19 protein-coding genes are annotated in these 17,997 nt (G+C 71.0%); 10 read left to right on the forward strand and 9 right to left on the reverse strand.

Going from position 1 to position 17,997, the window contains the following annotated elements:
• Positions 1-18 precede the first annotated feature (18 nt).
• The 5 genes from tgtA to DOS48_RS24440 form a co-directional block, all read right to left on the reverse strand.
• Positions 19-1,524 (reverse strand): tRNA guanosine(15) transglycosylase TgtA, encoded by a 1,506-nt coding sequence (gene tgtA, locus DOS48_RS24420; protein ID WP_127118204.1) that lies wholly within the window; start codon positions 1,522-1,524, stop codon positions 19-21.
• A 75-nt stretch (positions 1,525-1,599) separates the two neighbouring features.
• Complete coding sequence (locus DOS48_RS24425) at positions 1,600-2,376, reverse strand: Nif3-like dinuclear metal center hexameric protein (RefSeq protein WP_127118205.1); 777 nt, start codon at positions 2,374-2,376, stop codon at positions 1,600-1,602.
• Between the two features lie 50 nt (positions 2,377-2,426).
• Positions 2,427-3,401 (reverse strand): carbohydrate kinase family protein, encoded by a 975-nt coding sequence (locus DOS48_RS24430; protein ID WP_127118206.1) that lies wholly within the window; start codon positions 3,399-3,401, stop codon positions 2,427-2,429.
• A gap of 128 nt (positions 3,402-3,529) precedes the next feature.
• Positions 3,530-4,777 carry a DHH family phosphoesterase gene (locus tag DOS48_RS24435; RefSeq protein ID WP_127118207.1) on the reverse strand — a complete coding sequence of 416 codons (1,248 nt, stop codon included), beginning with the start codon at positions 4,775-4,777 and terminating at the stop codon, positions 3,530-3,532.
• A gap of 65 nt (positions 4,778-4,842) precedes the next feature.
• Positions 4,843-5,307, reverse strand: a complete 465-nt coding sequence (locus DOS48_RS24440; protein ID WP_127118208.1) for a universal stress protein — start codon at positions 5,305-5,307, stop codon at positions 4,843-4,845.
• Between the two features lie 106 nt (positions 5,308-5,413).
• Here DOS48_RS24440 and DOS48_RS24445 point away from each other — a divergent pair, with 106 nt between their 5' ends.
• Positions 5,414-6,337 (forward strand): type IV pilin N-terminal domain-containing protein, encoded by a 924-nt coding sequence (locus DOS48_RS24445; RefSeq protein WP_127118209.1) that lies wholly within the window; start codon positions 5,414-5,416, stop codon positions 6,335-6,337.
• A gap of 66 nt (positions 6,338-6,403) precedes the next feature.
• Here the strand turns inward: DOS48_RS24445 and DOS48_RS24450 are convergent, their stop codons facing one another.
• Complete coding sequence (locus DOS48_RS24450; protein WP_127118210.1) at positions 6,404-7,963, reverse strand: heme-binding protein; 1,560 nt, start codon at positions 7,961-7,963, stop codon at positions 6,404-6,406.
• Positions 7,964-8,098: 135 nt separating this feature from the next.
• Entirely contained in the window at positions 8,099-8,908 is an 810-nt protein-coding gene (locus DOS48_RS24455; protein ID WP_168654262.1) for an SDR family oxidoreductase, read from the reverse strand.
• Between the two features lie 109 nt (positions 8,909-9,017).
• Here DOS48_RS24455 and DOS48_RS24460 point away from each other — a divergent pair, with 109 nt between their 5' ends.
• Entirely contained in the window at positions 9,018-9,224 is a 207-nt protein-coding gene (locus DOS48_RS24460; RefSeq protein ID WP_127118211.1) for a hypothetical protein, read from the forward strand.
• Positions 9,225-9,258: 34 nt separating this feature from the next.
• Here DOS48_RS24460 and DOS48_RS24465 read toward each other — a convergent pair whose 3' ends face one another.
• Complete coding sequence (locus tag DOS48_RS24465) at positions 9,259-9,489, reverse strand: hypothetical protein (protein WP_127118212.1); 231 nt, start codon at positions 9,487-9,489, stop codon at positions 9,259-9,261.
• 92 nt (positions 9,490-9,581) lie between these two features.
• Complete coding sequence (locus tag DOS48_RS24470) at positions 9,582-10,355, reverse strand: GTP cyclohydrolase III (RefSeq protein ID WP_127118213.1); 774 nt, start codon at positions 10,353-10,355, stop codon at positions 9,582-9,584.
• A gap of 154 nt (positions 10,356-10,509) precedes the next feature.
• On the opposite strand from DOS48_RS24470, the gene DOS48_RS24475 reads away from it, so the two are divergent.
• The 8 genes from DOS48_RS24475 to priS all read left to right on the forward strand — a co-directional run bounded on the left by DOS48_RS24475 (position 10,510) and on the right by priS (position 17,339).
• The gene (locus tag DOS48_RS24475) at positions 10,510-11,289 is read left to right on the forward strand and encodes an HAD-IIA family hydrolase (RefSeq protein ID WP_127118214.1); all 780 of its coding nucleotides are present in this window, start codon (positions 10,510-10,512) and stop codon (positions 11,287-11,289) included.
• Positions 11,290-11,634: 345 nt separating this feature from the next.
• A complete protein-coding gene (locus DOS48_RS24480) occupies positions 11,635-12,966 on the forward strand; it encodes a DUF92 domain-containing protein (RefSeq protein WP_193309114.1) in 1,332 nt (443 codons plus the stop codon).
• A gap of 1 nt (position 12,967) precedes the next feature.
• A complete protein-coding gene (locus tag DOS48_RS24485) occupies positions 12,968-13,426 on the forward strand; it encodes a GNAT family N-acetyltransferase (protein WP_127118215.1) in 459 nt (152 codons plus the stop codon).
• Positions 13,427-13,468: 42 nt separating this feature from the next.
• Positions 13,469-13,852, forward strand: a complete 384-nt coding sequence (gene hisI, locus DOS48_RS24490; RefSeq protein ID WP_127118216.1) for a phosphoribosyl-AMP cyclohydrolase — start codon at positions 13,469-13,471, stop codon at positions 13,850-13,852.
• Positions 13,852-14,991, forward strand: a complete 1,140-nt coding sequence (locus DOS48_RS24495; RefSeq protein WP_127118217.1) for a hypothetical protein — start codon at positions 13,852-13,854, stop codon at positions 14,989-14,991. The genes hisI and DOS48_RS24495 overlap by 1 nt, the downstream gene beginning before the upstream one ends.
• 70 nt (positions 14,992-15,061) lie before the next feature.
• A complete protein-coding gene (locus tag DOS48_RS24500; protein ID WP_127118218.1) occupies positions 15,062-15,460 on the forward strand; it encodes a hypothetical protein in 399 nt (132 codons plus the stop codon).
• A 68-nt stretch (positions 15,461-15,528) separates the two neighbouring features.
• On the forward strand, positions 15,529-16,086 hold the full coding sequence (locus tag DOS48_RS24505) for a sugar O-acetyltransferase (protein WP_127118219.1): 558 nt from the start codon (positions 15,529-15,531) through the stop codon (positions 16,084-16,086).
• Between the two features lie 89 nt (positions 16,087-16,175).
• Positions 16,176-17,339, forward strand: coding sequence for a DNA primase small subunit PriS (gene priS / locus DOS48_RS24510; protein WP_127118220.1), 1,164 nt, complete (start codon positions 16,176-16,178; stop codon positions 17,337-17,339).
• Positions 17,340-17,997: the final 658 nt, after the last annotated feature.

Raw genomic sequence — 17,997 nt, forward strand, 5'->3', positions numbered from 1 at the left:
CGGCCGCGAGCCGACCGTTTAGCGCCCGATGAACCGCAGGTTTTCGACGTCCACGCTGTCGGGCACGGCCTCGACGGCGCGCGCCACCCAGTCGTCGTGGCCGAGCGTGATGTCGGCGTCCGGGTTGGCGTCGACGAGGCTCGCGACCCCCTCGGCGGCCGCGACCTGCGCCGCGCCGTCGATCCGGTCCGGGACCTCCGCGGTGAGCGGGTACGTCTCCGAGAGCGCCCGCGGGAAGGGACCGAAGGGGGGCTTTATCCGCCACACGGCGTCGTACTCGTGGTTCGACGGCGCGTCCGACTCGGTGAGGAGGAGCCGGTCGGGGACCGCGAGCCGCGAGAGCCGGTCGTGGTGCCGGCTGACCTCGGGCCGGCGGGCCGACTCGTGCGAGGTGTAGAAGAACGCGTCTTTCGACACCGGGTCGGTCCGCTCCAGTTCGTCGGCGTGGTCGAGGAGGGTCCGGAACCCGTCGAGCATCGCGGGGTGGCCGCGGGCGCGTCGGTCGACGAGTTGGAGGAGGTTGCCGGACCGGATCGCGGCCTTCACGCGACGCAGCTCCTCGAAGGTGACGTGGAGGTTGTGTTCGGCGAGGAGCTGCTCGGCGGAGCGGTCCTCGTCGTCGGGGCCGGCCCCGTCGTCCATCGCTCGGAGGTCCGCGGGCGTGTACTCGGCGCAGACGGGACACGAGCAGGGGAAGTACTCCATCGATTCGAGGTGTTCGGTGCCGGAGACCGTGAGGTAGCGCCCGTCGCGCGCCATCAGCGCGTAGGCGGCCGAGTCGAACAGGTCACAGCCGGCCGCGACGGCCAGCGCGAGCATCATCGGGTGGCCGGCACCGAACAGGTGGACCGGCGCGTCGGGGGCGAGCCCGCGCTTGGCCGCCCGCACCGCCTCGACGACCTCGGCGTAGCGGTAGGAGTTTAAGAGGGGAACCATCGCCCCGACGGGGAACACGTCGAGGTCGCTCGCGCTCGCGTGTCGGCCGGCCTCCTCGCGGAGGTCGGGGAACGTCGACCCCTGCACGGGGGCGTTGACGAGCATCTCGCCCGTCTCCGCCGCCTCGGCGTCGGCGATGGCCTGCCGGGTCGTCGCCAGCTCCCGCTCGGCGCGCTCGCGGTCGACGTCGGGGGGCGTCGGCACGTCGACCGGGGTGGCCACGTCGCTGCCGATCCGCCGCTGGAACTCGATTATCTCTTCGGTCGTGACATCGATCTCGCCGTACTCGGCCAGTTGGAAGGAGCCGGAGTCGGTCATGATCGCGCCGTCGAACCCCAAGAAGTCGTGGAGCCCCTGATCGAGGACCCGGTCGCGGATCCGGTCGGTACTACGGATGATGTAGGAGTTCGTGATCAGCATCTCCGCGCCGAACTCCGCGGCGAGCCGCGACGGCTCGACGGTGAGGACGTTGGGGTTGACGACCGGCAGCAGCGCCGGCGTCTCGACGGTTACCCCGGCGCGGGGGACCTCCAGCCGACCGATCCGCCCGGCGGCGTCGTGGTCCCGGATCTCGAAGTGATCGCGCATACCCGGAGTGGGCGGACGCGGGCGGTAAGGGTTGCGTTCGGGGGCGACGGGAGGGGACTCCGACCCCGCCTCGCCTCAGAGCCCCGTCGGATGGCTCAGGTAGGTCGTCTCCAGCCCCCACTCTTCCGTCAGCGCCTGCAGCGACCGAACGCCGAACGTCTCGGTCGCGTAGTGGCCCGCGAGGAAGACGGTCAGGCCGGCCTCCCGCGCCTCGTGGTAGGCCTTCCCCTTCCCCTCGCCCGTGATGAGCGCGTCGGCGCCCGCCTCGACCGCCTCGTCGAGCCAATCGGTCCCGGACCCGGTGACGACGGCGACGCGCTGGATCTCGTCGGGGCCGAAGTCGAGCACCTGCGTCGGCGACGGGTCGTCGTCCGACTGTCCCTCGAAGCCGTCGAGCGTCTCGCGGATCGCGGCCGCCGACCGCGGCGCCGCCGTCTCCCCGATCGTTCCGATCGTGACGGGGCCGAGTTCGCCGAACGGCTCCCGGTCGGCGAGCCCGAGTTCCGCCGCGACGCCGGCGGCGTTACCCAGGTCGGCGTGACCGTCGAGCGGGAGGTGTGAGACGTACAGCGCGATATCGTGGTCGGCGAGCGCCGAAATCCGGTCGTACGCTCGGCCGGTCACGCGGTCGATCCCGCCCCACGAGATGCCGTGGTGGACGACGAGGACGTCGGCGCCCGCGTCGGCCGCGGCCTCGATCGTCGCGGTCGCGGCGTCGACCGCGAAGGCGACGTGGTCAACTGTGCCGCGGTCCGATCCAACCTGCAACCCGTTCGCGCTGGCGTCGACGTCGGCGTACGCCGCCGTGTCGAGTCGGTCGTCGAGCCGTCGGACGTACTCGGAACGCTCCATACCGACCCGTGCGCCGGGCGGGGAATAAAGCGCGCGGCTCCGGGCGCCGGCTACCGCCGCGCCGCGAGGAACGCCTCGACCGCCTCGCGGTCCGGCAGCGCCGTCATGCCGCCGCGCTCCCCCACGGAGAGCGCGGCCGTCGCGTTGGCGAACGCGAGCGCGCCGTCGAGGGCCGGGGAGTCGGCGTCGGTCACCCCCGACAGGAGCGCCACCAGCCCCGCGGTGAACGCGTCGCCGGCGCCGGTCGCGTCGACCGCGTCGACGCGGAACCCGTCGTGTCGGGCGGTCGTCTCCCCCCACGGCGCCGCCGGGGAACTCGCCGCGACCGCGCCCGCGGCGCCGAGCGTGACGACCGCCGTGTGCGGGCCGTGGGTTAACAGATCGCTCGCCAGTTCCGGCCCCTCGTCCGCGGAGATGCCGGTCGCGGCCACGTCCTCGTCGCTCGCGAAGGCCACGTCGGCGTCGCCGAGGATGTCGCGGATCGCGTCGACCACGGCGTCGCGGTCCCCCGCCGGGACCAGGTCCGGTCGGTAGTTCACGTCGAACGAGACCGTACAGCCCCGCTCGGCGGCCGCGGCCGCCAGCTCGCGCATCGCGCGCCGGCCCGTCGGGCGGGTGAGGGCGACGCCGCCGAGGTGGACCCACGAGGCGGTCGCCAGCGCGTCGGTCGGGACCGCGTCGGGCTCGAAGCCGAACGTCACGTCTCGCGAGCCGTAAAACCGGAAGCGTCGGTCGTCGACGCCCGGCGGCGAGACCACGCCGAGCGCGGTGTTGCCGTCGACCCGCCTCGCGAGCGCGTCGTCGACGCCCTCCCGGTCGAGCGTCTCCCGGAGGAAGTCGCCGAAGGGGTCGTCGCCGAGGCGGGTCCAGAACGCCGGGGTCGCGCCGAGCCGCGAGAGCCCGACCGCGACGTTTGCCGGGGCGCCGCCCGGTCGGTGCGTGAAGCCGTCCACGTCGTGGAGCGTCTCACCGGGGTTCGGGAGCAGGTCGACGAGCGTCTCGCCGGCGACGAGGATGTCAGTCATACCTCGAAGGAGCGGCGTCGGTCGCTATGAAAGTACGGTTCGTCGGCGCGGGTGGATGGGTGGGTTGACGCGGGCGGGTGGGTTGACGCGGGCAGGTCGCAGCGCCACCGGAGCCGGAACGATCCCGCCTACTCCGCGTCGGTCGCGTCGCCGTCCGCGACCTCGTCCGCGACCGCCTCGAACGCCGCGAGGATGACGCGCTTGCAGGCCTGTCCCTCGGTCGTCCAGTGCTGTGCGTAGTCGAGCATGTCGTCGTAGATGTCGGGCTTGCAGCCGGCCGCCTGCGGGTGGCCGCCGCCGTTCACCTTCCCGGCGACCTCGTGAGCGTGCTGGAACTCCTCGGAGCCGCGGATCGACGCCGAGCCGGCGGGTTTGACGATCACGGCGGCGTCGGCGCCCCGCTCGCGGAGCGACTCGGCGACTTCGTTCTGGGAACAGCGACCGTAGGTTACGGCGACGCTCCACTCGTCGACCTCGTGGGTGACGGCTCGGTCGACGGCGGCGTCGATCCGGGCCTGCTTCTCGACGCGCCGATCGGCGACGAACGACTGGACGGTCTCGGGGAGGTCGGCGCCGTACGCGCCCACGATCGTCGCGTACTCCTCGCTGCCGGCCCAGTACGAGTAGTCGGCCAGATCGTCGGAGCGGGGGTCCGCCTTGATCCAGAGGTCGTGATCGCGGGTCACGGTCGCGAGTTCGCTCCAGCGGTCGTCGAACTCGTGATCGAGCGAGCGGAGCGCCACGTCGGCGGTACACTCCTCGTCGGACTCGCCGACCACGAGATCGACGCCGAGGTCGCGGACGGCCGCCGCCGTCTCGTCGTCCCACTGGTGGTGGTCGAACCACCGGATCGAGGCGGTCGTCTCCGCGAGCGCCTCCAGCGGCTCCGCGATCCACTCGTAGTCGTCGGGACAGAGGTCACAGACGAACAGATCGATATCGTCGTCGGCGTACGCGAGCACGCGTTCAAGCGACGTGTCGATGGAGTACGGCCCGGCGGCGACCAGCCCGACCGCGGACTCGGCGTGCGCGTCCTCGGTGTCGTCGGCGTCCCGCGATTCGTCGCCGTCGCCGGCCTCGTCGGCGGCGTCTCCCTCACCCGCTCCCGCCCCATCGTCGAGCCGGGCGGCGATGGCGGCCTCGAAGGAGTCGGGGTCGAGCGCGGCGTCGTACGCCTCGCGGACCATCGCCGCACAGGCGAGGCCGTCGGCGTCGCCGTCGGCGATCACGACGGCTTCGCTCCCCTCGATGGCTTCGCGTGCGCGTCGCTCGGCGCGCTCCTCGTCGAGCGAGTCCGGATAGAAGAAGCCCTTGCCGGGCAGCCGCGTGTACCGCGAACGGGGAACGTTCCCCTCGTCGATGAGTTCGTCGTCCATACCGGCGAACCGGTCGGGAGCGGGAAAACTCCGCCGTTCTCCGGCGGTCGCGGGCGTGTCCGCGCTCAGATCGTCGTCCGCCGCGGGTCCTCGTCGGTGAGTTGGCGGACGGTGAGGACGGGGATCGGACAGGTCCGGACGACGCGCTCGGCGACCGAGCCGATGAGGAATCGGTTCTCCCCGTGTCTGCCGCGGGTGCCCATCGCGACCACGTCGGCGTCGACACCGCGCGCGTAGTCGGAGATTTCGGCGGCCGGCCGGCCCTCGCGAACCTCGGTCGAGATGGAGATGTCGGCGTCGTGGGCTGTCGCGGCGTCGGTCACTTGGTCGATCGCCGCCGCGCCGCGGTCGTCGAGCGCCTCGCGGAGGTCGTCGCGGACCTCGTCGGGCGTGGACTCGACCTCGCCGCTGTCAACGACGTAGACGGCGTGAACCTCCGCGTCGAACCGCACGGCGACGTCGATCGCGACCTCGACGGCCCGGCGGACGCTGTCGGAGCCGTCGGTCGCGACCACGATCGTGTCGAACATAGACACCCGTTCGCCGAGGCGATAGTTAAAAACAGGCGGTCGATGCCGCTGTCTCGCGACGGTGGATGCGGTATGGTTTATACCTACCACCGTCGTGGTTTAAATAATGGATTCGAGGGCACAGTCGACCGTCGTCGCCACGGTGCTCCTCGTGGCGATCGTGTTCATTGTCGGTGGGACCATCTTCGTTGCCGGGTCCAACACGGTCGGCGACACGCCGCGTACCGCGCCGAGTACGGCGCTCAATCTCGACATGAACAGCTCGTCGCTCGTGTTCACCCATCTGTCGGGCGAGTCGCTCAACGCGAGCGACACCGTCGTCGTTTTAAATGGCAACGACGGGAACACGGAGCGGATTCGGCTGTCCGACGCGGTTGACAGCGACGCCGACGGCCGCCTGACCGTCGGTGAGAGCGTCACGCTGCTGTACACCGCGTCTGCCAGTTCGTACACGGTGTACCTGGTGGACGAGGCGAGCAAGCAGCCGATCGGAAACTGGCGGCGCACCGTCTCGGTTCTCGGTGTCGACCTGGGGACGAACGGTGGGGGGCTCAAAGCGTCGGGAGACGTCAACCCAGGCAGTGATAATGGGACTGCCACGGTATCGCAGAACGGACGGACAGTCAAAATAAAGGGGAACCAATGGGCCCAAACTGACAAATCCTACACAATAACGCCGGACACGACGCTGTCTGTGACGTTCGAAAGCGACGTGGTCTGTGAGATTCATGCGGTCGGGTTTGCCGAAGGACAAGACGAAAGCCGGATGATCCGCCTTGCGGGCACCCAAAATTGGGGAACGAACGTGACGGACCTCGGTGAGCCGTACTATCAGGAAGGCTCCGGACGGGTCCGCTATCAGATTCCGATCGGGGAGTACTACGATGACGAGGGGCAGTTGACCGGCGGCGAACTCACCGCAGAGTTGGTGTTGACGAACGACTGCGATGACCAGAGCGGTCTCGTGGATGGGACGAACGATCCAGAAGACGTAGAGTCGACGTACAGCGGAATCGACGTGTCGACGTAGCAGACTCTTCTCTCGAAGCGGTACGCGACCGCAGACTCACCTTTTAAATCCCGGCCGCGTCCCGCCTTACGCTAAGAAGACGTGTCGCGGTCGGTCGGCGAGCACTTCGCGGCCCCACTGGACGGTCTCGCGGAACTCGTCGGAGCCGAAGAATCCCATGGCGTCCTCCTTCGCCTGCCACTGGCTGGCGATGAACATGTCGTTTTCGTCTTCGACGTTCATCATCAGGTCGGTCTCGACGTGACCATCCATCTCGGCGAGGACGTCGCCCACGTCGTCGAAGGTGTCGGTGAAGTCGCCCTGGTGTTCGGGCTTGACGGTGTAGAACATCCCCATCGTCCCGAAGCCGGACTCCTCGCCCGCGCGGGCGACGATGCCCGGCAGTTCCGAGAGGAAGCCCGCCGCGGTCTCGGCCGCGGAGGCCGTCTCCCAGATGGAGACGACGGCGGCGCGGTCCGTCACGCGCCCCTCGTACACCGCCGTCTTCACGTGCGTGCCGTAGTGGTCGAAGTTGCCGCGGAGCCCCTCGACCTCGTCGAACAGCTCGTCCTCGTCGGCCTCGCTGTAGAGGACGGTCGCGTACACGTCCTCGCCGTGCGGCTTGCCGGCGTAGATGTCCAGATCCGCGAGTTCACCGCGGATGTCGTCGTCGTCGTCGCCCTCGCCGCCCGCTTCGTCGTCACCGTGCGGGTGGTCCCCCTCGCCGCCCGCCTCGCTTTCCGCGTGCGGGTGGTCGCCGTGGGCCGAGCCGCCGGCGCCGCCGTGGGCGTGTTCCCCGCCGTGACCGTCGCCGTGGTGCCCGCCTTCCTCGTGTGCGTGGCCGTGAGCGCCGTCGGCGTCGCCGTCCGGCGTCGGGACCGTCTCGCCCGCGAGGTAGGCGCCCAGATCGGCGGGCGGGAACCGCCGCCCGATGTAGAACTCGCCGAACTCGCCGTAGCGCGAGGAGGCGGGGTCGAAGCGCATCTCGTAGACGATGTCCTTGATGTCCGTCGGGTCCGAGCCGAACAGCGTGACGCCCCACTCGTGGCTGTCGAAGCCGACGGAGGAGGCGATAACCTGCTTGATCTTCCCGGCGTACTCCTTGCCGACCTCGCCGTGCCCGGCCATCAGGTCGGCGCGGTCCTCGAAGGAGAGGTCGTACCAGTTGTACTCCTCGCCGCGCCGCTTGCTCATCGGGTAGAAGCAGACGTACTCGTCGTCGGGAATCTCCGGGCGCATCTTCCCTTCGATGTAGCGTTTGAGCCCCTCGTCGACCGACTCCGGCTCGGTGAAGTACTCGTCCGAGACGTAGCCGGAGACCTCGGTGACGGAGACGTAGGAGGTCGTTCGCTCCGTGAACTTCGCGAGCGCGGTGTCCTCGAACCGGCGCTCGATCGACGACACGTCGTCGAGCGTCGGGCGGAAGTGGACGAAGAGGAGGTCGGCTTTGTGGCCCACCACCGAGAACAGCCCGGAGTCGCCCTCCTCGGCGTCGGCGACCAGTTCGCGGTGTTGTAGGAAGGCCTCGCCCTCCTCGATCGCCCGTTCTCGCTCGCTCTCGGGGGCGTCGCGCCACGCGTCCCAGTCGATAGACCGGAAGTCGTGCAGCGCGAACCACCCTTCCTCGGTCTGTGGTGCCTCGACCATACGTCGACTTGGGTCTCCGGGACTTAGGGGTTTGCGAGTCGACCCGGAAACTGGGAGTCATCGACACCGGGCGCGGTCCGACCGGAACCGACAGCCGTCGCGGCCGGGTCCGGTCAATTCGGCCCGGAAGCGACGTTAGCGGTCGATCAGCCGACCGAGGACCCCGCCCGGCAGCCCGGCGCGAACCAGCCGGTCGTAGAGCCGGTCCGGGATCACGGCCGCGAAGCGCGGGAGCCAGCGCGCCCGCCGGCTCACTCGGGTAACGGCCCGCGGGCGATCGGTCGTCACCGCGTCAGCGACCGCCTCGACCACGGTCTCGCGGTCGGTCGCGGCCGGCGCGTACCCCTCGAAGTCGCGGTAGGCGTCGGCGTAGGGCCCGTCGGCGTCCGCCCGCCGCTCCGTGATCCCCGCGGCCGCGCGCTCGTTGAACCCGGTCGGGACCGGGCCGGGCTCGACGAACGCGACGGTCACGCCGTGCGGTTCGACCTCGCGGCGGAGCGCGTCGACGTACCCGCGCAGGCCGGCCTTCGCGGCGCTGTAGGCGCCGTGATAGGGGAGCGCGGTCGAGCCGACCATCGACCCGACGACGACCGCTCGCCCGGACCGCTCGCGGAGCGCGGGGAGCGCGGCCCGGACGACGGTGTGGACCGCGGTCAGGTTCGTGTCGAGTTGCCGGCGGAAGGCGTCCGGCGTGGTGTCCTCGACCGCGGCGATCTCGTACCCGCCGACGCAGGAGACGACGCGGTCGAGGTCGCGGTCGGAGAGCAGCTCCGCGACCGCGGCGCCGTCCCGCAAGTCGAGCGCGTGCGTCTCCACGGAGTCGGGGAGGGCGGCCAGCCCGTCGGCGTCGCGGTCGAGGCCGATCACCTCGTGACCGGCGGCCGCGAGGGTTCCGACCACGCCGCCGCCGATGCCGCCGGCCGCTCCGGTCACGAGGACGCGCATGCGAGCGAGTAGCGACCCCACGGCCCTGACCTTGGCGGTTCGAGCCGAACCGGGCCACGGCGCGGGCGCGCCCCGAAGGCATATATCCGCGACCCGTAATTGCTCGACTATGTCCACCGACGAACCGTCCGTCCCGATACGCTGTAGCGAGTGCGGGACGGAGACCAGCGTTGCCCTGTCCGACGTGGCGGACGCACTGGAAAAACACAACGACGGAAAACACGACGGCGAGGAGATCGCGGAGGTCGACCCGGCGCTGAAAGACCAGCTCGCGGACCTCGTCGCGGAGGACCTTGGTCTCTTCGAGAAGGCCTGAGTTCCGCAGCCGCGGCCGGCGAGAAGCGGACCGATCAGTCGTCTTGGGCGAGCGCGCCCTTCGGGTGCCCTTTGTGCTGGAGGTTTCGGTTGTCCCGCTTCCGCGTCGCCGTCGCCGGAATCACGTCGTCGACCGCGTCGCGCGGGCGCCCGGTGTAGCCGTGGTCCGGGTACTCGGCGCAGTGCGCCATGGCGTCGTGGGAGCCCTCCCACGGCCCTGCGTCACAGCCGTCCGCGGTGCAGACGAACACTATCTCATCAGACATGTTATCCGAGCGTACTGACCAGGAGTATAAAAATATCTCAGTTAGATTATTACTCCTGATAACAGGCTGGCGACGGGAGTCGTCCGGCGGGGTCAGTCGCTGAGAACCGGCGCGCCGGCGAGTTCGACGCTCGTGCCGTCGTCGCGACAGGCTTCGAGAGCGTGTTTGGCCGCGAAGCCGGCCTCGTGAGCCGAGGCGCCGCGACCGACGCCGACCTGTAGCTCGATGTCGGCGTCGTCGGCGACGTGCGCGACAGCGTCGGCGAAGGCAGTTTCGGGCAGATCCGGACAGACGGCGACGACGTTGTCACCGCCGACGAAAAACGAGAGGGCGCCGTGGCGCTCGCGGAGGTACCGCGCCAGCGACCCGTACGCGCGTTCGACGGCGAGGAACGTGTCGAACTCGTTGCCGCGGTCGGTGTACTTCCCGGTCACGTCGACCACGTCGAAGTGCGCGATCTGGAGGTCCGACGGCGTGGTCTCGGTAAGATAGTCGCCGGCGAGCACCTCGCTTCGGGTCTCGTCTTGTGCGCTTCCCTCGGTCTGGATCAGGCGGTTCGCAGACTCCAAGGCGTCTATCGGTCGTTCGGCGACGCCGGTGCCGAGGCTGACGGTCACCGGGTAGCGGTTCCCGACCGACTCTTGGAGCGCCGCGTGAGCCGCGCCGTCGAGGCCGTTCGTCACGGCGATCATGTTGTCGTAGCGGGTGGAGAAGACGTAGGCGTCCCGCGGACCGACGAACTGGGCCACGTCGGCGAAGAGTCGCGACTGGAGCGTCTGGAGGTCCATCTCCCGTCTGGGCTCCGGCGTCACCGTCCACGGCCCGTAGTTGTCGATCTGGACCAGCGTCACCTGAGTCGTCGTCACAGTGAAGACAGGTTGGGAACGGCCCCGCTTTACGCTTCCGTTATCCCGAAGGTGAAACGGGTATCGGATATGAAACGCGACTCGGCGAACCGGGGGGCCGAGGCGGGACGCGGGGCGGCGCAACGCCTACGAGCGTGGCGCCCCGAGCGACGGTATGGAGTTCAGCGGCGCCGTCTTGGACGTGGACGGCACGGTCGTGCGAGGCGACGAGCCGATACCGGGCGCGCCGGCGGGGTACCGGCGGCTCCGCGAGGCCGGGGTCGAGACGCTGTTCGTCTCGAACAACCCAACGAAGGCGCCGCCGGCGTACGTCGACCGGCTGGGCGCCGCCGGCTACGACGCCGACGCGGACCAGGTGTTCACCGCCGGCGCCGTCACGACGCGCTACCTGCGCGCGCACCACGCGGACGACGACCTGCTGTGTATCGGCGAGGCCGGACTGCTCGACCAGTTCGCGGCGGCCGGGCTCGCGACGACCGACGACGTCGACGAGGCGGACGCGCTCGTCGCGTCCATCGACCGCGAGTTCGGCTACGAGGACCTCTGTACGGCCCTGTGGGCGCTCGAAAGGGGAATTCCGTTCATCGGCACCGACCCCGACGTCGTCATCCCCGCGCCCGACCGCGACGTGCCGGGGTCCGGGGCCGTCATCAACGCCATCGCCGGAGTCGCGGAGCGCGAACCGGACGCGGTCCTCGGGAAGCCCTCGGACACCGCCATCGAGATGGTTCGCGAGCGCCTGCCGTATCCCCCGGAGGAGTGTCTCGTCGTGGGCGACCGCCTCGACACCGACATCGCGCTCGGCGAGCGCGCCGGGATGACCACGGCGCTCGTCCTCTCCGGCGTCACCGACGAGGCCGCCGTCGCGGCGGCGGACGTCTCTCCGGACCACGTGCTCGAAGACCTCGGCGACGTCGACCGGCTGCTCGGGTGAGGCGGGGACGACCGCCCATCGCCGCTCGCCGACGTTCCCGAACGACCACTTTCACGCCGTGGAAAACCCTTATAAACTACCACGATAACCGATGACGTATGAGAGGGGGTACCTCACACGGGGAGCAGGGAAGCGACGAGGAGGAGGACCCGGAGGAAGCCGTCCGCGTCATCGAGGGCCACGCGGTGCAGTTCAACGAGTACCGGTACTGAGGGGTCCGGGCGCTCACTCGCGGTCGCCGAGCCGTCGCGAGCGCGCCGACCGCCGGTGATCGACCGACTGCGAGCGGGTGCGCCCCCGAGCGCTGTCGGGACCGTTAAGTGCGCGTCGCGGGTAGCCGAGGGTGTGATACGGAGGCTTCGACGGGCGAGTGTCTTCGCCGCGGTGTCGGCGGTCGCCGTTCTCGCGCCGGCTCTCGGCGACGCCGCAGCCGTGCCGTTCCTCGCCGTCGCCGGCCTCGCCTTCTTCGGCGTCCGCGACGGCGAGTGGTTCGAGACGCTCGCGCTGCCGGGAGACCGCGAGGAGGAACGCCTCTACGGATTCGTCGCGTTCGCGGTCGCCGCCGGCGGCCTCGCGCTGTTCGCGTCCCTCCCCCGCGCGCCGCTCCCGCACGAGGCGTTTGCCGCCGCGGCCCTCGCGGTCGGCGTCGGACGGCTCGGCCGCACCGTCGCCGCCGGGCGCACCGACGACGAGTTCACGCTCGTGGCGAGTTACGTCGGCGCCGGGACGGCCGGGGCCGCCGCCGGACAGGTCGGCGTGCGGCTCCAGACGGAGGGGTCGGGACTCGTCGGCGGGCTTCCGGAGGTCGCCTTCCTCGCCGCCGTGGCCGCGCTCGCGGCGGCGCTCGTCAGGTCGCTCGTCTTCGACCGGGACGCGCACATCACGATGATCCTCGTCGCGTTCGCGGTCTGGGGGTTCATCTGGCTCGACCCGGCGGTCACGGTCCCGCTCGTCGCCTTCGGGTTGGCGGTGAGCGGGGGGCTCGGCTACGTCTCGTTCGCGCTCGGGACGGCCTCGGTCCCCGGAATGCTGACGGGCGTGTTGTCGGCGCTGCTCGCCGTCGTCCTCGGCGGGCTCGGCTGGTTCGCCACCCTCATCTCCTTTTACGCCATCGGCGGGCTGGCCTCGAAGTACCGCTTCGACGAGAAGGCGAGCCGGGGCGTCGCACAGGAGAACGAGGGCGCCCGCGGCACCGGGAACGTGCTGGCCAACTCCGCGGTCGCGCTCGCCGCGCTCGTCGGCTACGCGGGGACCGCCCACGTCGACGTGCCGGGCGCGCTCTTCGCGCTCGCCTTCGCCGGGGCGACCGCGACCGCGATGGCCGACACGCTGTCGTCCGAGATCGGGGGACTGTACGACGGTCCCCGGCTGATAACGACCCTGCGCCGCGTCGAACCGGGCACCGACGGCGCGGTGACGTGGCAGGGCGAACTGGCCGGAATCGCGGGCGCGGCCCTCGTCGCCGCCCTCGCCGGGCTCTGGATGCCGATCGGCGGGGCGGTCCTCGGCGGCGCGCTCGTCGTCCTCGCCGGCCTCGCCGGGATGACCGTCGACAGCCTCCTCGGCGCGCTGATCGAGGGGGACCGCGTCGGGAACCAGGCGGTGAACTTCCTCGCGACGCTCTCGGGCGCCGCCGTCGCGGTCGTCGCCGCGGTCGCGCTCGGCGTGGGGGTGTGAGATGACGGACGGGTCAGCCGGCGGCCGCGGCGACGACGGCCGCGCGACGGATCCGAGAGTCCGCGCCGCGCGGCCGGGCGACGCCGACCGCATCCGGGAGCTCCAGTCGCACCTCCGACAGCCGAACGCGGACCTGTTGGAGTACGGGCTCGCGGTCGGCTCGGCGCTCGTCAGCGTCGCCGACGGGCGGGCGGTCGGCTACCTGCTCCCGGTCGACGCGCCGAACCGCCCCGGCGTCCACCTCGCGGAGCTCGTCGTCGATCCGGACTACCGCCGAGAGGGACGCGCCCGCGGGCTGCTCGCCGCCGTCATCGACGACGCGACCGGCCCCGTGACGCTGCAGGCGCACCCGGACAACGACGCCGCGCTCTCGCTGTACGAGTCGCTGTCGTTCGCGGTCGTCGACCGGCGGGCCGACGCGTACGCCGACGGCGACGCGCTGGTGTTGCGGCGGGGGTAGACAGACAAAAGGCCTATTCGAGCCCCACGCGTCGGGCGAGACATGACCGACGCCGACGCGGGGCAGGACGCGATCGAGGTCGACTTCGGCGAGGACGGCCTCGTCCCGGCGATCGCACAGGACGCCGACTCGGGCGAGGTGCTGATGCTCGCGTACGTCTCGCCGGCGGCGCTCGAACGGACCCGCGAGACGGGCGAGGCCCACTACTACTCGCGGTCGCGCGACGAGCTGTGGCACAAGGGCGGCTCCTCCGGCCACACCCAGGAGGTGCGCGAGGTGCGGGTCGACTGCGACGCCGACACGCTCCTCTACCTCGTCGACCAGAACGTGGGGGCGTGTCACACGGGGCACCGCTCGTGCTTCTACCGCACCGTCGACGGCGAGCACGTCGGCGACCGGGTGTTCGACCCGGACGAGGTGTACTGATGGCGGACGCGGACGACCCCGTTCGCGACGCCGGCGCGGCGGCCGCGACCTTGCGCGAGCGGTACGACGAACTCGCGCGGATCGAAGCGCGGATCGCCGAGATCGGACGCGACCGGATCGAGGCCGCCGCCGACACCTACCGGCAGGCGCACCGCGTCCTCGACCAGTACGAGGACGACGCGGTCGGCACGGGCGATTTCGGCTCGTACGTTCAGTTCCGCGGGGAGTTCGGGGAGGCGGTCGACGTCGACGACGACGCGCTCGCGGCCGACGCGTTCGCCGCCGCCGACGAGGCGGTCGACAAGCGCCGGCTCTCCGAGGCCGATTTCGCGGCCGCCCGCGAGGCGCTGGAACCGGCGGGAGAGTACGTCGACCTGCTCACGGACCGCGACGACGCACTCGACGAGTACCGGGCCGCGCGCAAGAAGGCGCGGGAGGCGCGGAAGGGGCTCGACGCCCGCCTCGAAGAGCTGCGCGAGGTCGCCGAGATGGCCGACGCCGACCTCGACGCCGACGTGGAGGCGGTGCGAGCGCCGGTCGAGTCGTACAACGACGCGATCCGCGAGGAGTTCGCCGACTTTTATCAGTCGGCGTCGGCCCGAGACGTCTTCGCGTTCCTCGACCGCGCCGACGGGACGCCGTTCGTCGACGCGGACGTGCCGCCGACCGACTTGCGCGAGTACGTCGACGAGTACGAGGCGGGCGAGGAGCCGTTACCGACCCTGTTGGAGTACGCGGACTACTCCAACTCGAAGCTGGAACACTACGTCGACGATCCCGGCGCGCTCCGGACCGCGGTCGCGGTCCACCGCACCTACGTCGAGCGGCTCGACGCCGAGCCGCTGACGCTCGACTGGCCGCCCGCGGCCGGCGACGAGCTGGCCTACGAGATCGACGAGTTGATCCCGCTGGTCTCGCGGGTCGCCGGCGACGAGACGGTGGCGACGCTCCGGTCGGTGCGCGAGCTCGCGCGCGACGAGGCGTACGCGCGCCGCCGCCGCGCCGCCGTGGTGCGCGACGGGCTCGACGAACCCGAGTTGGACCTCATCCGGACGGGCGAAATCGACGACTGGCTCCGGACGGCGGAACGGACCGCGGCCATCGCCGAGGACGTGCTCGCGGAGACGGAGCGGGACTGACCGGTCGCCGGGTCGCTCGCGTCGGGGCGGGGTGCCGATTTTTAAGACCCGGCGGCGCGGAGCAGCGGACATGACCCGATTCGACGCCGCGACCGAGGGGGAGCGCCTGAAACTGTTCGCGGACGCGGCGACCGCCCACCGCGCGCGGTCGAGCGAGGTGATGACGGTGGATATCGACCCCGACAGCGACACCACCGAGGGCGGCGAGGTGCCGCCGTGGATCCAACTCGCGGGCACGGAGCTCATCGTCGACTGCACCGACGCGGAGCTGGACCGTTTAAAAACTCTCCTCGGCGAGTTCCCGGAGTTTCGGATCGACGAACTGGTGAGCCCCGAGGAGGCGGAGGGGACGAACGCCGTCGTCACCGCGCGGTCGGACGCGAACCGCGTCGCGGGGTTCGTCGAGCGGGCGTTCCGCGAGGTGTACGAGCTCGACGACGACTACCGGGCGTGGGTGACGGCGGTTTAAGAATCGGCGCAGCGGCGAGCGGCCGCCGCGACGCGAACCACTATGTCGGGGCGTCCGCTCTCGGGCGTATGCCCACGGAGACGGAGCGGATGCTCGCCGGAGACCCGTACGACCCGAGCGCGCCGGAGCTGGTCGCCGACCGAGCGCGCGCCCGCGACCTCGCCCGGCGGTACAACGCGACGAGCGAGGCGGCCGAGAGACGCCGCGAAACGCTGCTTCGACGGCTGTTCGACGAGGTCGGCGACGACCCGGTCGTCCACCCCACCTTCCGGTGTGACTACGGCTACACCGTCGCCGTCGGCGACGACTTCTTCGCGAACTACGGCTGCGTGTTCCTCGACGCGAACGCGGTCACGTTCGGCGACCGCTGTATGCTCGGACCGGGCGTGCAGGTGTACACGTCGACGCATCCGCTCAACCCGGCGGAGCGCGCGGCGGGCCGCGAGCGCGCCGAGCCGGTGAGCGTCGGCGACGACGTGTGGATCGGGGGGAACGCGGTGCTCAATCCGGGGGTGCGCGTCGACGACGGCGCCGTGGTCGGGTCGGGCGCGGTCGTCACGGACGACGTGCCGGACCGCGTCGTCGTCGGGGGGAATCCGGCGCGGGTGATCCGCGAAATCGAGTGACTCGCGGGCGGCTCTCCGGCGGGGATATCCGCCCCTGCTCGCTCCCGAACGATACGTTGATACGTCGACCGCCGGTAGCGAAGGAGACGATGGACGACCGGACGCGCGAGTACCTCAAGGGGCGGTTCGGCGACTACTACCGCCGGGCCTCGCCCGTGCTCCCGCCGGACGCGAACCTCCGGGAGTGGGGCCACATCCCGTGGACGCCGGGGTCGGGCACGACGATGCTCCGGCATCAGTCGCTGTACGACTTGGGCGACGTGGACACGTTCTTTGCCGACAACGCGCCCCGTCACGCGTACTTCTCGGCCGCCCGGTACGACGACCCCGGCGCCTCGACGATGTCGAAGAAGGGCTGGCGCTCCGCGGATCTGGTCTTCGACCTCGACGCCGACCACCTCCCCGGCGTGGACCCGGCCGAGACCAGCTACCCCGAGATGCTCGCCGCGTGTAAAGACGCCCTCCTGCGGCTCTTAGAGTTCCTCGACGACGACTTCGCGTTCGACGACTGCACCGTCGTCTTCTCCGGCGGCCGCGGCTACCACGTCCACGTTCGCGACGAGAGCGTCCGCGAACTCGACAGCGAGGCGCGCCGCGAGGTCGTCGACTACGTGCGCGCCATCGACCTCGACACCGAGGGGCTGATTCGCACCGTCTCCGAGCGCGGGACGACGAAGCGCGTCCTCCGGACCGAGGGCGGGTGGGGCGCGCGCGTCCACGCGGCGCTCGTCGAGTACGCCGACGACCTCCGGGACATGGACGAGGCCGACGCCCGCGAGCGCCTGATGGAACTGGAGGGGATCGGCGAGGGGCGCGCCGAGACGATCCTCGGCGCCTTCGACCGCAACCCCACCGCGGTCCGCGAGGGCAACGTGGAGGCCGGCGGCCCCGGCGTCCGCCGACTCGTCTCCGCGCTCGCCGCGCGGGTGACCGCGACCGACACCGCGCCGATCGACGAGCCGGTGACCACCGACACGCGTCGGCTCATCCGGCTGCCGGGGACGCTTCACGGCGGCTCCGGGCTCGTCGTCACCCCCCTAAATCGGGACGAACTCGCCGAGTTCGACCCGCTCCGCGACGCGGTTCCCGACCGGTTCGTCGGCCGCGATATCCGGATCGAGACCGACGCGGATCGGACGGTAGAATTAAACGGCGAGCGCACGAGAGTTGAACCCGGTACGAACACCGTGCCCGAACACGTGGGCGTCTTCCTGATGGCCCGCGGCGAGGCGCGGAAAGCCCCCGAACGATGAATCTCGACGAGCTTCGATCGGCCCAAGCGAAGGAACGCCGCAAGGACAGCCTCCAGCACCTGCGGGACTCCTTTTACGACGACGTGGCCGCCTACGTCGCCGACCTGCGCGCGGCCCGCGACCGCCGCGCGGAGCAGGTCGAGAAGCCGTTCTCCGACGACGACGTGCGGCGCCTCTCCGACGAGGTCGAGACCGCCGAGGAGGTCGCCGAGGCGCTGTACGAGCGCCGCGTCGGCAAGGTCGTCAAGCTCGCGTCGTTCGCGGCGGCGGACATGTCGGTCGACGCCGACGGGATGACCACGGAGGAACGACAGCTGTTCGACGACCTCGTCGACCGGATAACCGAGAACAAGTCGCGCGTGCTCGACGTGCTGGCCGGTGAGGTGCCCGCGACGGACTCGACACCCCCGACGGATTCGACGGACTCGACACCCCCGACGGATTCGACGGACTCGACGCCGCCAACCGATCCGACGCCCCCGGCCGACGAACCCCCGCGACGGACTCGGACGCCCACCGTCCCGCGAGCGACGCGCCTACTGAGGACCGAGCGCCGCCCGCACCGACCCCCGAGCCCCCGGAAGCGGAGGCGGCCGAAGGGGCGGACGAGCCGCCGACCGAGCCGAGCGCGGCGGCCGAGTCCGGAGGGCGCGGCGAC

The sequence above is a fragment of the Halorubrum sp. PV6 genome (genome assembly GCF_003990725.2).
Lineage (GTDB): Archaea > Halobacteriota > Halobacteria > Halobacteriales > Haloferacaceae > Halorubrum.